This is a genomic window from Falsihalocynthiibacter sp. BN13B15 (assembly GCF_041205415.1).
GTDB lineage: Bacteria > Pseudomonadota > Alphaproteobacteria > Rhodobacterales > Rhodobacteraceae > Falsihalocynthiibacter > Falsihalocynthiibacter arcticus.
The window spans coordinates 248023-262318 of sequence record NZ_JBGFCE010000002.1 but is presented as its reverse complement, the minus strand read 5'-3'; the positions used below and the strand labels follow the sequence as shown (position 1 = coordinate 262318).

The window sequence follows — 14296 nt, the reverse complement described above, 5'->3', positions numbered from 1 at the left end:
TGATACTTCCGCCTTGATCGCTCGGATCGAATTAACCTTCGCAAGCCTTTTTCGTGTTGTGCCCCTGCAAATTCAGCCATACCCTGCACCGAATTTTACCCCTCCTTTTTCTAAAGGCACCCGTTGAAAACATGATGAAAGACACAATTTCAAAGCTATTAAGAGAGCCATTACTGCATTTCATTTTTGTTGGTGGACTCGTTTTTGCAACCTTTGCAGCGCTCAACGAGCGGCCAGTCAAACAGCAGGAAAACTTGCTTGTCGTGGATAACGCGGATCTGGTGCGCATCGCGGAACAATTTCGCGCCACTTGGATGCGGCTCCCCACACAAGACGAGATGGCCGGAATGGTCGACGGCTTTGTTCAAGAAGAAGTCTTGGTGCGCGAGGCATTGGCCTTGGGGCTTGATCATGACGATGCTGTAATCCGCCAGCGCCTTCGGCAAAAGATGGATTTCATAACGGGCGTCAATACAGTGGGTGCGCCCCCTGACGAGGCCGTGCTCAAAGCCTATTATGACGCAAATACTGCAAATTACACCCTAGATCCCATTGTTACTTTTGAACAAATCTACCTCGGCCCGAACGCCACTGACGCCCAGATTTCGGCGACACAAGACGCGGTTCGCAATGGCCAACCGACCGAAGAATTAGGCGTTCCAACCTTGCTCCCCTCAACGCTCAAAGGCTCCACGCGCGCCAATGTGGATCGCAGCTTTGGCATCGGGTTCTATGACGCAATCAACGTGACACTGTTGGAGCAGTGGCAGGGGCCAATCGTGTCGTCCTTCGGTGTTCATCTTGTGCGCGTCGAAAACTTCAAACCCGCTGAAACCGTGCCCCTTGAATCCATTAAAGAGCGGGTTACACAGGACTGGCAAACCCAAAACGCAGAAGCCGAAAAAGCGCAAAACATCCACAACCTGCGCGCAAGGTATGACGTGCAAGTTGGTGATTATAGCGCGTTGTTGACGCAATGATCCGGCTTATTCTTGTTGGCCTCATGCTGGCCTTCTTTGGAGCGCCCGTTCCGTCGACTCACGCACATGCGCTTGAACCCGGATATCTGGAACTCGAACCTTTAGAGGCCGAAAACTGGCGCGTCACATGGCGCAAACCCGCCGTTTCGGGGCGACCTATGCCCATCGAAGCCGTGTTGCCGGAAAACTGTGCGTACCAACGCCCCCCGAGCACCCAATTCGATGGCTACGCGTATATCTCGCGCTGGACGACGGAATGCGTGGGCGGATTGACGGGCAACGAGATCACGATTGAAGGGTTGGAAAACACCAATACCGACGTGCTCGTGCGCTATACCCTCGATAGCGGAACTGGGCAAACGATGCGCCTGACGGCACGTACACCGTCCTTTGTGATCCCCGCTACACCAAGTACCTTTGGCGTTTTCTCAAGCTATGTGGCGCTGGGGGTTGAGCATATCCTTGGCGGGATTGATCACCTCGTGTTTGTGCTTGCCCTGTTGTTGCTCATCCGAAATTGGCGTCCCTTGGTGGCAGCGATAACGGCCTTTACTGTCGCCCATAGTATATCCCTCGTGGCGGCAACGCTTGGCTGGGTCACGCTCCCTGCGCCTCCCATAGAAGCGGTCATCGCGTTGTCGATTATGTTCCTCGCCTCGGAATTGGTGCAACAATCCAAGGACCACCAAACGCTAACTGTGCGCTACCCTTGGGCCGTGGCGTTTGCTTTTGGTTTGCTGCACGGCCTCGGTTTTGCTGGCGCTTTGGTCGAAATCGGCCTGCCCGAGGGCGACATCCCACTGGCGCTATTTTCTTTCAACATAGGTGTGGAAATCGGCCAACTCATGTTCATTACAGTTGTGCTTTCGCTCGGATACTTGTTGCTCCGCTTGGCCCCAAAAATCGCCAGAAAAGCATTGCAACCACAGGGCGTCGCCCTAATCACCATTGGCTATGGAATTGGCGGCGTGGCGGCTTTTTGGTTTGTGCAAAGGCTAGCGCTGTTTTGAACACGCCATCATGTACGGCCCCCTGAAGGTTTAACGCTGGCGCGTTTGGTCGACCGCCGCTGTGTTGCAGGTGTTGAACAAAACACGGACGGAACCTGAATATTCCCAACCACTTGGCCGATAAAACGAGCTGGAGCAACCAGATATGGTTACGCGCATTGAGCGCAGTTTGCATCGCTTCCTGTCGGGGTATAGATCAAAAAGGCGGCGCTACTATGGAGGTTGCCAGAATGCCGGCTGACCACGAGGGTGATCGTGGTATCGCCCAAACCCGACGACGTGTCTCAAATGAGAATGCCCGAAAAGGATTCGCGTAACCTCAGAAAATAGTTTCCTAGCCCGCCTTCGACCGCAAACAAGGGTGTCGCATCGCTCATGGGCCCGATGAATTGGCGTAGAGGATTCATCTGAGAGCCTTTCTTTTGGATCGTCGCAGCAACCTCTGGCATCAACGGTGAAACATTGCACACAGCCTCGGAATTTCAAGGACGCGCGCGGCGTAAAACGATGGGGATTCATGGGGAAAATCAGTGTCCGCCTCCCCCCGAGAGCATGGGCGCGCCAAAATATTAGGTATATTTTCAAATCAATACGTCGATAATACGCGGCGTGTGCCACCAAGCGCATCCACCCACCCTTTGATACTCGGATGTGTCCCAGATTGGCACCATCAGGGTCTTTCTCGGCATAGGCGGTATGTGCAGGAGCTAACATCCTGAACAGTGCTTTTGAACGATTCATCAACCACGGCACGCGCATAGCTTTCGGGTGTCTCAAGTTCGGCAGCACCCGCCGTTGTGGCGCCCATTCGTGCCGCACTAAGGACCATATCATTTATTTTTCTCCCTTTATCTGTTGATGACTTTTTCAAGGAGGCGGCCGGAGTTTCAAATCCAGCCGTCCGAAAATCTGGATCGATGCGCCTTCCCACACTCAGAGTTGGCCCCACAGACCAAACGTTTCGATAGATCATTTAGCCCTTTAGGGTGCACCAAATCGGCGAGGTAATGGCCCGATCTTGTGTTTTGAAGGGGACCGTCACGGAGAGATCTGGGTCGTACTTCACGCGATCATCCGCCGTCCAGTACGGGGTCAGAATTTCGACAACGCGAGCGTAATAGAACGCCTTGAGAGCAGGAGCAAAATCTGAGTCTGCCCATACTATCCCCAACTCAGCCGCGCCAGCTGAATTGGTTTTGCTTGGGGTCGCATAATGCATAGACCAGAAACTCGGGCGAACGTCCTTCTTCGGTCGCGACAACAAGGTCGCTCCCCATCGCCCCCCCTTTGCTATCGCCAACGACCGCGAAGTCTCGACGCAGGGCGTCATCGTCTTCGAAATCCCAGCCAACATATCGGCAATTTTCGCTTAGCTCGCGTCAAGGTTGCAATATTTCCATGTTTCAAATTCGGCAGATTCATCGTCAGGAGAGAGAAAAGAATGTGCTTCGCCCTCGCCCTTCATAGGGATGGCTTCGTAAAGGCATTCCCATTTCTGGCGTTGCGCGGCATAGCCTGCGTCCAGCGGAGCGCCATCGGCAAAACCGACCTGAAGTGCGAACAACATGCCACTCGACAGGTTCCCGTTGTGTGGAATCGCTGCCACATCACCGCCCGTTTTGTCCAAATAGTTTTACAACCACCCCCAAAGTTTGCGCGGATCAACCGCCCCCATTGGGTGCGTCGTGGTACAGGGTTCGACTTGGCCAGCGCGCTCAGGTCCGTCGCGGAAAATAACGATGCGGTGGAGGGTGAACATGCTTAATCACGCGCTGGTTTTGCTGCGATTAATCGGGCACGAGCCCCTTTTCGGCATGGGCTCAGAGGGGGGGAAATTCAATTCCGATCGCCCAGTTGGAACTTGGTGAAATGGTGGGTTCGCGCAATGCCGGTGAAACTGCATTGCGCGAACCCACCCTAAACGGGGCAATCCACCGTGATTACGGCACTATCATTGTCCTCGATCGCAAAAAGCGAATGGACTGAGACCACAGATCTAGGCGGAGGCGTGCCCAGCCTAGAAATGGCACCTTCCTAACGACCCGTGATACCTGGAAACGCGAGGAGCAGGCCGAGCGCGATAATTTGCAACCCGATGAACGGAAGAAGCGATTGAAAGATTTCCCCCAGCGAGATGTCTTTGGGCGCAACGCTTTTGAGATAAAACGCGGCGGGACCAAATGGTGGCGATAGAAAACTCACCTGCATATTCATGGCAAACACAACGCCAAACCAAACAGGGTCATAGCCGAGCGACACGACAATCGGCACAAAGATTGGCATCGTTAAAAGGGCGATTCCGACCCAATCAAGGAACATCCCAAGCACAAAGAGGATGGCCATCATAAACAGGATAATCAAAATAGGCTCGTCAGAAATACCGGTGATGAGCGACGAAACAAAATTGATACCGCCCATCAAATTGAACACGCCAACCAAGGCCGTGGCCCCGATCCCGATCCAAACGATCATCCCAACGGTTGCAAGGGTTTGCCGCGCCGCGCCGAGCAGCAAACTCGTTGAAAACTCGCCTCGGATTATGGTGGACAAGGTAACGCCAAACACACCCACAGCGGAGGCTTCGGTCACGCTGGCAATGCCGCCATAGATCGACCCAAGCACAAAAAACACAACCAACCCCGGCAGGAACAAACCTTTGAGAAGACGCAGTTTTTCTGCTCTTGGGATTTCGCCCTGTTCTGGAATTGGAGCCAGTGACGGGTTTAGGTAGGCGCGAATGAGGATGTAAACGACATAGAGACCTGCCAACATCAATCCGGGGAGGAAGGAAGCCGTGAAGAGATCGCCAATCGACACGTTTGCGGTAAGCCCGTAGACGATCAAAACGATGGACGGTGGGATCATCGTGCCCAACGCGCCCCCTGCGCAACACACGCCGATAGCGAGTTTGCGGTCATACCCAAGGCGCAACATTTGCGGCAAAGCGATAAGGCCGAGAAGCACAACTTCTCCACCGATAATGCCAGACATCGCTGCGAGAATGACCGCAACAAGCAAGGTTTGAATGGCGATGCCGCCGCGCAATCGTCCGCCAACCAGCCGCATAGCATCAAACAAATCGCGCGCGATGCCCGACCGATCAAGGATGGCGGCCATCAAAACAAACATTGGTACGGACACGAATACAAACGAATTCACAAAGCTGAAAATCCGGCTGGTAATCAATGGAACGGCCATAGGTCCGAACCAACCCAGAGCGAATATCAAAGCGACCAAAAGGGTAACGAACGCCAGCGGCATGCCGGTAATGAGCAAAAGCAACAGCGCGGCGAACATGGCGAATGTCGCCCATTCAATACCCATAGCCTTGAAGTCTGTGAGGAGGGAAAGCCATTCCATGTTAGCTATCTTTCTTTTTGTAGTAGGAAACGGCCAACACTAGAAATTGAATAGCCATGAGGCACAGGATAATAAGTAGAAAGACTTTCAACAGACCCGGCGTTGGGGGGTTCCACGCGGAGCCGGACGTCTCCAAGCGAAAATCGCCAGCGGGTGTCCAAATTGCGCGTTTCACGCCTTGCCACGCGGCCCATGCGAATATCACCGACGCCAGAAAACTTGTGAGGGAAATCGCGATGTCAAAATGGCGCCGAACGGGTTTGGACAGGTAATCATAGATCAAAACAACACGGATATGGCTGTTGCGCGACACCACATAGAGGCCACCGAAGACAAACGCGCTGGCGTTCAGAAAAATCACGGTCTCGTGGGCCCAAATGGTGGGAGCATTCAGCACATAGCGCAGAAAAATTTCGAGGATCAGAATGGCTGCGGAGATTAAAATTCCGATGGCAAAGATGATGCCCACAGAATTAATGACTTGCCCCAATGCCCCTGAGTCCGGGTCAGCGCCTTCCTCTAAATGCAGTTTTTTGATTTGATCTTGGTCCATTGGGTTCACATCCCTTGAAAAAACGGCCCCGCCGAAATGACGGGGCCGCTTGTGGTTTAGATTACTCGGAAATCATGCCTTGCGCTGCAAGATATGCAGTGAGCACATCAAAAACGCGTTGTGCATTGTCCGAACGTGTCGCCACTTTGCTCCACTCACCCTGTGCAATCGTGCGGAATTTGGCGCGCTCTGCTGCGGACCAGTTGTGCACTGTGATTTCTGGGTTTGCGTTCGCTTCGGCAACAGCAATCGTATCGCGTGCGGCCAGTTGGCTCACCATATTGTTGGCGAAATCACGCACCGACATTTCTAGGATGGCGTGGATATCCGCAGGCATACTGTCCCATGTCGCTTTGTTCATCGACACTTCGACGAGTGGCATGGAGTGGAAACCGGGGTAAACGGGATGCTTGGCAACATCATGCATACCCTGCTCTTGATTGGTCGAGAACACGGTATAGTCAGCCGCGTCGATCACGCCTTTATCAAGCGAGGTAAACACTTCCGAACCGGGCAAATTGACCGGAGCCGCGCCTGCTGCTGCAAACACTTGCTGAACGAGGCCTTCTGGCGCCCGCATTTTCAAGCCTTTGAGATCGTCAACACCATCCAAGGGTACTTTTGAGATAAACGCTTCAAGGCCAGGGGTTGTGGCCCCGATAAAGTGCAAACCATAAGGCTCGACCAATTCGGCCATCAGTTCATTGCCGCCACCGTATTGCATAAACGCAAACATTTCATACGGTGAAGACCATGCGCCAACGGGGTTCGCAATTAAGCCAAACGCCGCATCTTTGCCCGTGAAGTAGGACGTATCGGTGATGTGACCGTCGATGATCCCTGCGGCAACCGCATCTTGGGTTTCTGTGTGTTGGACGATTGAGTTTACTGGCAACATTTCAACAGTAACCCGTCCACCTGTGAGGACGCCAACGCTGGCGGCCCATTCGCTTTGCAAACCAAAGTTAGGGTTGCCAGCGGGATCGGACGATTGAAAGCGCAATGCAAAGTCTTGTGCGAAAGCGCCTGAGGCGGTCATTGCAAGTGTCGCGGCAATCGCGAGTGATTTTACGTTTAGTGACATTGAGTTACTCCCTGATTTCAATGATTTATCGGATCGTTTCGTTAGAGGTGGCAAAATACGCGCGCACGGCATTTTCCACATCGGTCTGCACTTGATCTTTGCTGCCCGTAATATCGACAAAAAGAGCGTGTTCCTCTGGTGTCGGAGGTTCAAGCGTTTCGATTTGACTGTCAAGCAGCGTCGTGGGCATAAAGTGATCGCTTCGTTGCTTTAAGCGGTCAGCGATCAAATCTCGGTCACCGTGCAGATAGACAAACTTGACGCAGCCAATGCGACTTTGAAGCAGGTCGCGATACGACCGCTTGAGCGCCGAACAAGCGACGACAACGTTGCCCTTTGCGCGGGCAGATTCCGTCGCATCCCCTATGCTCTCAAGCCAAGGGATGCGCATGGCATCGGACAGTGGAATTCCCGCGGACATCGCTGTGATATTTTCACGTGGGTGATAGGTGTCGGCCTCGATATACGTCGCAGGCAAGCTCACTGAAAGCGCTTGGCCGATTGACGTTTTGCCAACACCGCAAACACCCATAATTACAAACGCTGCATTCAAGTCTATCTCCCCCCATGACCAAGACATGTTTAAATGATTGCGCAATCATTTGTCAAAAGAAATATCTTTTCTAGCTGGAAAAGCTTATACGTCATTACAAACAAGGAGAATTGAGGATGAAGAAACCAACCTTGATCGATGTCGCACGTATTGCAGACGTTAGCGCAATCACTGTTTCAAGGACTTTGCGCGATCCAGAACGGGTTTCCGAATCGACACGCATCAAAGTGCAAGCGGCGGTAGAGGAGCTTGGATACGTGCCAGACAGCGCGGCTTCTACGCTGGCCTCAAAACGTTCCACTGTGATTGGAATGCTCGTCCCTTCGTTCTCCAATAATGTGTTCTCACAAGTCTTGGCGGGCGCCTATGACGCCATTGAAGGCACCAAATATTCGATCCAAATTGGCAACACACGCTACAGCGCCCTCAAAGAAGAAGAGATGGTGCGCAGATTTCTTACGATGAAACCTGCGGGTATGATCGTCGCCGGGGTCGACCAAACAGAAATGACCCGCAAACTCCTCAAGGCCACCGACTGTCCCGTGGTGCAAGTGATGGATATTGCCGACGATCCAATCGACAGTATCGTTGGGTTTTCCAACTTCCAAGCCGCAGCAGAAGCCACTTATTATATGATTCAAGAAGGGTTTCGCCGGATCGCCTTTGTCGGAACGCGCATGGACCCTCGCACACAAATGCGAATGGCGGGATATCGGTCTATGATGGAGAAATCAGGCCTGTATGACCCTGCCCTCCAGATAACGACGCAAATCAAATCGAGCGTGGAAATCGGGCGGCACCTCTTGGGTGACATTCTATCAACGGTTCCCGATTGCGACGCCGTTTTCTGTAACAACGATGATGTCGCGGTCGGAATCGCGTTTGAGTGCGAAAGACGCAATATCCGCATCCCTCAAGATATGGGAATCTGCGGATTTAATGATTTAGGAACGACATCTCAAATGAATCCAGCGGTAACTTCTGTACACACACCGCGCGTTGAAATTGGCAAAGTTGCGGCGCAAATCGTTATCGACGCCAACGCAAAAATCGAGACCAAAAGTGAAAAAATCTATGACCTTGGCTTTGAACTGAAAAAAAGGGCATCCACAAATCTACGGGGGGCCGCGTTCCGATCCCGCTGAGAGATTTAAAGTCAACGATAGGGAACGAGATCAACCGGAAACCAAAATGGCTTCCGGTTTCAATCTAGGTCAATCAGCCACTGCGGCGGGCGCTTTCCGGATCGTCAGATTGCTCTGATGGCACGAGGGCACGCACCAGTTTGCGCATGTCCAGTAAGCCAACTGGCTTGCCGTCCTTCATCACACGATAGCTAAGTGCTGTGTCGCCCTCCGACAGGGCAATCACAGATTCCAGCGTGTCATCATGATCGATGTCACCTGCCCGCTCCCCCGGTGCATCTGGTGTCTTAAGCATGACAGATCGCACCCGCAAAACCCGCGCGCGATTGATATCACTCACGAAATCTTCGATGTACGGGTCTGCAGGGTTGAGCAAAATGTTTTGCGGCTCCCCCTGTTGGACAACAAAACCGTCCTTGAGGATGACCAGATGGTCCGCAAGCTTCAACGCCTCGTCCAGATCATGCGTGATGAAAACAATTGTTTTCTGCAACTCGGCCTGCAACTCGTTCAACAGGTTTTGCATGTCGGTCCGGATCAAGGGATCAAGAGCCGAAAACGCTTCGTCCATCAACATAATGTCGGAGTTACTGGTCAACGCGCGCGCGATTCCCACCCGTTGCTGCATCCCGCCTGACAGTTGGTGGGGATACTGCTCGCCCTGCCCTTGCAGCCCGACGCGATCAAGCCACTTGCGGGCCTCATCCGCATATTTGCGTTCGCTCTGCCCTTCGATGGACGGCGCAAGGCCCGCGTTTTGCAACACGGTCCGATGCGGCAGTAGCGCAAATTTTTGGAAGACCATCGACATTTTATGCTGCCGCAAGTGCCGCATCTGCTTCTCGTTGTATTCCAGAATGTTATCGCCATCGACCCAGACTTCGCCAGACGTGGGTTCAATCAAACGGTTGAGGTGGCGAATAAGCGTCGACTTCCCTGAGCCCGACAAGCCCATGATGACCGTCGTTTTTCCGGCGGGCACATCGATGTTGATGTCGTTCAGGCCAAGAACATGGTTGTGCTCTTCCAACAGTTCAGATTTGCCCATCCCGTCAATGATGTGTTGCAGGGCTGGCTCTGGGTCGTCTCCGAAAATCTTATAGAGATTACGGATCGAGATCTTGATTTCTGGTTCGTTCATATCCGTCACCTCTTATCTAGATTGACTTACATTGATGCGAGCAAGCGCCGCCTTGGTCACGCGATCAAGAATGATTGCAAGAAGCACAATCCCCAGACCAGAGAGCAGACCTACGCCAAGTTCAAGCGAGCGAATGCCGCGCAGAACCAGCACACCCAGACCGGGGGCTGAAACCAGCGATGCAATGACGACCATTGCGAGGCTCATCATGATGGTTTGGTTGACGCCTGCCATGATATTTGGCAGCGCCAGCGGGATTTCCACGTTGAACAGTTTTTGCCGTTTGGTCATGCCAAAGGCATCTGCGGCTTCGGTCACGTCGGGATCAACAAGACGGATGCCCAGATCCGTGAGGCGGATCACCGGTACGATCGCATAGAGAATAATGGCGATACCGTAGAGTTTTGGTTCCGTCACCGAGAAGAGGAAAATCAACGGGATCAGATAAACGAACGGCGGCAGGGTCTGGAGCATGTCCAAAATCGGGATCATTGTGCGCTGTACGCGGTCGCTCCGCGACATGGCTATCCCTATGGGCACGCCAAGTAACACACAGGTTATCGCACAGACAAATATGATCGCCAGCGTCTGCATTGTGTAGCTATAATAATCAACAAAACCGAGGAACCCGAAGCAAATCGCAACCAGCCCAACCAGTTTCCACTGCCGACTAACGGCATAAGCAATGAGCATCAACAGCGGGATCATGACGAACCATGGCACCACCTGCATTACCCAGAGCGCTTCGTTAAGCGCCCAGCTCAGGGGTTGAGTCAGCGGGTCGACGACGACTTTCAGACTGTCTTTGATCGACAGGAAGCCTTCTTCTAGTCCGCTAGTCAGCTCACGTGATTGTGGAAAGGCGGGACAGGCTTCATGCAGGGCATCCATGGAGGGAAAAGGCGTTTCCCAAGCCGAGGCGACTACATCTTCGTCTGATGTCTCCGCCAGAAGTTGCGCCATCGACGTCATTCCTCCGCCGTCATCTCCGCTGCTACCACACCAGTTGCGTAAGCCAAGTCCGTCGAAAACAAAATCGTAAGTCGCCATACATCCCTCATTCAGGCCATCGTTTCGGCCCTATTCTATTGTTCGTCTAAACGACGACAGGGCCAGATCATGTGAACTGGCCCTGTTAAATGGATCGCCTAAAATACCGTCATGCCCTTGAACGAGCAATCAGACAGGCAGTTCGCTTATTTCAAAAGAGCAGACAGTTTTTCTGTCGCCGCTTCATTGATCCAGCTTCCCCAAACCTCAGGATTGCCCTTGAGGAAGTAAACAGCCGCTTCTTCGTTAGAGGCGTTGTTCTCTTCTTTCCAAGCGAGAAGTTGGCTCATTGTGTCCGTCTTGAAGGTCACTTTGCTCATCAGGTCCGCAATATCAGGGTGCGTACCCATGAAGTCTTTGGTCACAATCGTCAGCACGGGTGCAGATGGGAAGGACGATGCCTTAGGATCAGCCGCATCAGCGTTTTGGTTCGCCGCGTGTACCGCTTCGTCGTATTCACCAAGATCAACGCTGGTCATTGCAAACTTACCCATTGGCGTCGTTGGACCCCAATAGTAGCCAAACCAAGGTTCTTCGCTCTGATAAGCCGCAGCCATCGAAGTCGCCAGCGTTTCGCCGGAACCGTGATTAAAGACTTCGATACCGCTATCTTCAAGGTTGAATGCGCGGATCAGGTTGTCATTGACGATGCGACAGCCCCAACCATCAGGACAGTTGTTAAACATGCCACCAACCAGTTCTGGATTGTCCATCACGCCTTGGATTGTTGCAAGCTCTGGGTGCGCTTCAACAAGATACGTTGGAAGCCACCAACCTTCGACACCACCGGGGTCAAGGACGCTGGTCAACTCTTCGATTTTGCCGTCAGCTTTTAGCTTTTTGTAAGCATCACCTGCGGAGTTAACCCACAACTCGGTTACGATATCTGGTTCGTTGTTTTCGGAAAGGGACGTCATCGCCGGCGTCGTGTCCGACGGCACCGCCGTTACATCACACCCATAGCCCTGTTCCATCAGGAATTTCGAGACAGCCGTAACAATAGCAGCTGAATCCCAGTTCATCTGAGTGATCGTAACTTCGCCGCACTGGTCTTGTGCCAAAGCCGCCGTTGGGGCTGCGAGTGCCGCGAATGCCGCGCCGATAATAATACGTTTCATATGGGTAATTCCTTCTTATTTCTTGTTTTACCGAGTGTCAGCCACGTGTTGGCGCACTCGCAGAAAGCCCAGCAACCTCGCAAACGCCATCCCAGCAGTCAGGCTGCATTCCTTTTTTTGTCAAAAAAAGTGGAAGGTCTATTTGCGACATCTCTAGTCGCTTTCAGGCTACAAACTATCGCAATACTGACGGAATGCAACCAAGTATATATTTCCAAGCCTTCTAAGGCCGCGTAATTGAGCAAGGTCGATTCAAGTAAAAATCAACGCACAATCAACACCACAAGCCCTTTGAACGAGGAAAGTGTTCAATCAAAACAATCCCTTTGCGCCGCATATACCCGCAACGAAAGGCGGCTTTTCTAGCCCAGTTCAGCTCAACTCTTCAAAACATCCGCGTTAAAACCACCATTGCGCCAACGCGTCAGCGCAGACGTGAAGTTCGGTCCGGGCAGGCCATCAATAGTGCTTGTGTAATATCCCGCTTCTAACAGGCGCGACTGAACCGCAGAAATTGTATCACGGGACCACTCATCCGACGCGGTCGTCAATTGTTGCAGCAAAGCGCCCCGATCTTCGGCCAAGCCGCGCAGTAGCAAATCCGCCGCTGCTTCAGGGTCGCGATCAATGCCTCGGCCTTCATCCAGCAAGATCGCAGCGGCACGATAGCCTTCGACTTCGCCATCGCGCGCGGCGCGGCGGAAGTAGTCCAGCGCATCCGCCGGCGTATCGATCTGGTCGCTCTGGGCCAAAACACCAAGGTTGAACACGGCCTTGGCCGAGCCCCCCTCCGCCGCTCGCCGCAGCAAAGCCACACCGCGATCTGGGTCGGCAGGGAGCAACACGCCCTCAAACAGAGTTATAGCGAGGTTGATCATCGCATCAGCGCTTCCCCCCTCTGCGGCCCGTTCATATAATGCCAGCGCTTGGGTCTGGTCCTGTGGCAAGCCGTTGCCTGACTCCGTTAATTGCGCAAGGCTGACCATCGCGCGTAAATCGCCGCGCTCTGCCGCACTTTGATACAACTGCACCGCCCGATCCATCTCTCCCGAGGCTGCCGTCGCCCGCGCCAAAAGGGCGGTGTAATGGGGCAACTCTGGCGAGCGAACCGCAGCCGCAGAACAGGCTTGAATCGCCGAGAAAGCATTGCGCTGCAACTGCTCGAAACTGACGCCTGACTGATTTGCCGTCGCATCACGAGGATGGGTTGCCAAGCGCTCGCAAATCCCACCCGGTGTGGTGTCATCGGCCTCGGGGATCAGCGCCAAAAGACGTGCGACCTGTTCGGCGTCGGCGCCAGTCGGGTATTGCTCCAGATAATATTCCAACAAGGGGCGCATCCGACTGCGCCGCGCCAACGACCACAGTCGCGCGGCCTCGGCCACGTCATCGCGGTCCGTCAATGTGCGGGTTTGCGCGCCGCTCTGAATAAACGCATTCACATCATCCACATGCGCGCCCTGTGGATAGCGCTCGGCATATAGCTGCATCAAGTTTGCGTCGCTCTCGCTCGCGGCAACCTGCCACAACAACGTTTCCTCGGAGGCGGTTACGGGGCTGTTATCAAAGCGAAACTGCCGTGTCAGGGACGAGTTGTCCCAAGGAATTTGTCGCCCGCCCGTCGCCGCCAAAACATCACGGCGCACCGCGATCATCAGTTCGGAAATCGACTGACCTGGGGTATAAAGATGGTTCAGCATCGCCTCGGAAAAGAAACTGTTCCGCCCCGTCCCGTCATAGGCCACATTGTCGGGCTGGGTTGCATAACCAATCATGAAATCCGCCGACGAGCCAACCCGTGCCAAACCGCTTCCGGCCTCAGGGACCGCTGCTCCGCCCGCAAAAGGGTTGTCGCGACAGGCATCCAGAAACACAAGTTTCAAACCCTTTGATTGCTCCATTGCGTTCATAACATCGGACAAAGGGATCGTTGCTGTTGCCACATCACTGGCCTGTGCAATCACCGCATCAACCGGCACCAGATAGTTCTCGCCGTTGACCTGAAACCCGTGCCCCGCATAGTAAAACAGCACAGCATCCGCCGTCAGCGCCGCCTGCGAAAACCGTGAAATCGCGTCGGACATCGCCTCAAAGCCCTGGTTGCTGCCCAAGATCACGTCAAAGCCAAGGCCCTCCAAGGCAACGGAAATATCCAAAGCATCATTGATCGGATTGTCCAGTGCCCCAACGTTTTCATAGGCAGAGTTGCCCACAACAAAGGCCACACGCCCCTCAGACCAAACGGCGGAAACCGTCAGCCCCCACAATAGGACAGACGCAATAATATTTCTCAGCATAACTT

General features: G+C 53.5%; 14 protein-coding genes and 1 pseudogene. 3 read left to right on the top strand and 12 right to left on the bottom strand.

The genetic code is table 11. The features are described from left to right. Positions 1 to 134: 134 nt before the first annotated feature. Together AB9F26_RS03935 and AB9F26_RS03930 are read left to right on the top strand one after the other, a co-directional pair. Positions 135 to 980, top strand: coding sequence for a peptidyl-prolyl cis-trans isomerase (locus tag AB9F26_RS03935; RefSeq protein WP_369767329.1), 846 nt, complete (start codon positions 135 to 137; stop codon positions 978 to 980). Further along, positions 977 to 1990, top strand: coding sequence for a HupE/UreJ family protein (locus AB9F26_RS03930; RefSeq protein ID WP_369767328.1), 1014 nt, complete (start codon positions 977 to 979; stop codon positions 1988 to 1990). The genes AB9F26_RS03935 and AB9F26_RS03930 overlap by 4 nt, the downstream gene beginning before the upstream one ends. 149 nt (positions 1991 to 2139) lie before the next feature. On the opposite strand, the pseudogene AB9F26_RS03925 reads toward AB9F26_RS03930, so the two are convergent. From AB9F26_RS03925 to AB9F26_RS03890, 8 genes and pseudogenes are all read right to left on the bottom strand, one after another. Then, a pseudogene (locus AB9F26_RS03925) lies at positions 2140 to 2262 on the bottom strand (hypothetical protein); the annotation flags it as partial. A 701-nt stretch (positions 2263 to 2963) separates the two neighbouring features. Beyond that, positions 2964 to 3251 carry a DUF3604 domain-containing protein gene (locus AB9F26_RS03920; RefSeq protein ID WP_369767327.1) on the bottom strand — a complete coding sequence of 96 codons (288 nt, stop codon included), beginning with the start codon at positions 3249 to 3251 and terminating at the stop codon, positions 2964 to 2966. 108 nt (positions 3252 to 3359) lie between these two features. Continuing rightward, positions 3360 to 3617, bottom strand: a complete 258-nt coding sequence (locus tag AB9F26_RS03915) for a DUF3604 domain-containing protein (protein ID WP_369767326.1) — start codon at positions 3615 to 3617, stop codon at positions 3360 to 3362. A 6-nt stretch (positions 3618 to 3623) separates the two neighbouring features. Then, entirely contained in the window at positions 3624 to 3749 is a 126-nt protein-coding gene (locus tag AB9F26_RS03910; RefSeq protein WP_335583515.1) for a hypothetical protein, read from the bottom strand. A 275-nt stretch (positions 3750 to 4024) separates the two neighbouring features. After that, a complete protein-coding gene (locus AB9F26_RS03905; protein ID WP_039002663.1) occupies positions 4025 to 5350 on the bottom strand; it encodes a TRAP transporter large permease subunit in 1326 nt (441 codons plus the stop codon). Position 5351: 1 nt separating this feature from the next. Beyond that, positions 5352 to 5903: a TRAP transporter small permease subunit gene (locus AB9F26_RS03900; RefSeq protein WP_369767325.1), complete on the bottom strand. Its 552-nt coding sequence runs from the start codon at positions 5901 to 5903 to the stop codon at positions 5352 to 5354. A 61-nt stretch (positions 5904 to 5964) separates the two neighbouring features. Further along, the gene (locus AB9F26_RS03895; protein WP_335583518.1) at positions 5965 to 6987 is read right to left on the bottom strand and encodes a TRAP transporter substrate-binding protein; all 1023 of its coding nucleotides are present in this window, start codon (positions 6985 to 6987) and stop codon (positions 5965 to 5967) included. 25 nt (positions 6988 to 7012) lie between these two features. Next, positions 7013 to 7540: a gluconokinase gene (locus tag AB9F26_RS03890; protein WP_335583519.1), complete on the bottom strand. Its 528-nt coding sequence runs from the start codon at positions 7538 to 7540 to the stop codon at positions 7013 to 7015. A 116-nt stretch (positions 7541 to 7656) separates the two neighbouring features. On the opposite strand from AB9F26_RS03890, the gene AB9F26_RS03885 reads away from it, so the two are divergent. Beyond that, the gene (locus AB9F26_RS03885; protein WP_369767324.1) at positions 7657 to 8685 is read left to right on the top strand and encodes a LacI family DNA-binding transcriptional regulator; all 1029 of its coding nucleotides are present in this window, start codon (positions 7657 to 7659) and stop codon (positions 8683 to 8685) included. Positions 8686 to 8758: 73 nt separating this feature from the next. On the opposite strand, the gene AB9F26_RS03880 is transcribed toward AB9F26_RS03885, so the two are convergent. From AB9F26_RS03880 to AB9F26_RS03865, 4 genes are all read right to left on the bottom strand, one after another. Next, positions 8759 to 9826 (bottom strand): betaine/proline/choline family ABC transporter ATP-binding protein, encoded by a 1068-nt coding sequence (locus AB9F26_RS03880; RefSeq protein ID WP_335583521.1) that lies wholly within the window; start codon positions 9824 to 9826, stop codon positions 8759 to 8761. Positions 9827 to 9838: 12 nt separating this feature from the next. Then, a complete protein-coding gene (locus AB9F26_RS03875) occupies positions 9839 to 10876 on the bottom strand; it encodes a proline/glycine betaine ABC transporter permease (protein WP_039002657.1) in 1038 nt (345 codons plus the stop codon). Between the two features lie 146 nt (positions 10877 to 11022). Beyond that, positions 11023 to 11994, bottom strand: a complete 972-nt coding sequence (locus tag AB9F26_RS03870; RefSeq protein ID WP_335583522.1) for an ABC transporter substrate-binding protein — start codon at positions 11992 to 11994, stop codon at positions 11023 to 11025. A gap of 377 nt (positions 11995 to 12371) precedes the next feature. Further along, entirely contained in the window at positions 12372 to 14291 is a 1920-nt protein-coding gene (locus AB9F26_RS03865) for a caspase family protein (protein WP_369767323.1), read from the bottom strand. Positions 14292 to 14296: the final 5 nt, after the last annotated feature.

Bases quoted from the DNA above. Each gene is read 5' to 3' on its own strand.
- AB9F26_RS03935 (WP_369767329.1), top strand. From the start codon at position 135: ATGAAAGACACAATTTCAAAGCTATTAAGAGAGCCATTACTGCATTTC.
- AB9F26_RS03930 (WP_369767328.1), top strand. From the start codon at position 977: ATGATCCGGCTTATTCTTGTTGGCCTCATGCTGGCCTTCTTTGGAGCG.
- AB9F26_RS03910 (WP_335583515.1), bottom strand. From the start codon at position 3,749: ATGTTCACCCTCCACCGCATCGTTATTTTCCGCGACGGACCTGAGCGC.
- AB9F26_RS03905 (WP_039002663.1), bottom strand. From the start codon at position 5,350: ATGGAATGGCTTTCCCTCCTCACAGACTTCAAGGCTATGGGTATTGAA.
- AB9F26_RS03900 (WP_369767325.1), bottom strand. From the start codon at position 5,903: ATGGACCAAGATCAAATCAAAAAACTGCATTTAGAGGAAGGCGCTGAC.
- AB9F26_RS03895 (WP_335583518.1), bottom strand. From the start codon at position 6,987: ATGTCACTAAACGTAAAATCACTCGCGATTGCCGCGACACTTGCAATG.
- AB9F26_RS03885 (WP_369767324.1), top strand. From the start codon at position 7,657: ATGAAGAAACCAACCTTGATCGATGTCGCACGTATTGCAGACGTTAGC.
- AB9F26_RS03880 (WP_335583521.1), bottom strand. From the start codon at position 9,826: ATGAACGAACCAGAAATCAAGATCTCGATCCGTAATCTCTATAAGATT.
- AB9F26_RS03875 (WP_039002657.1), bottom strand. From the start codon at position 10,876: ATGGCGACTTACGATTTTGTTTTCGACGGACTTGGCTTACGCAACTGG.
- AB9F26_RS03870 (WP_335583522.1), bottom strand. From the start codon at position 11,994: ATGAAACGTATTATTATCGGCGCGGCATTCGCGGCACTCGCAGCCCCA.
- AB9F26_RS03865 (WP_369767323.1), bottom strand. From the start codon at position 14,291: ATGCTGAGAAATATTATTGCGTCTGTCCTATTGTGGGGGCTGACGGTT.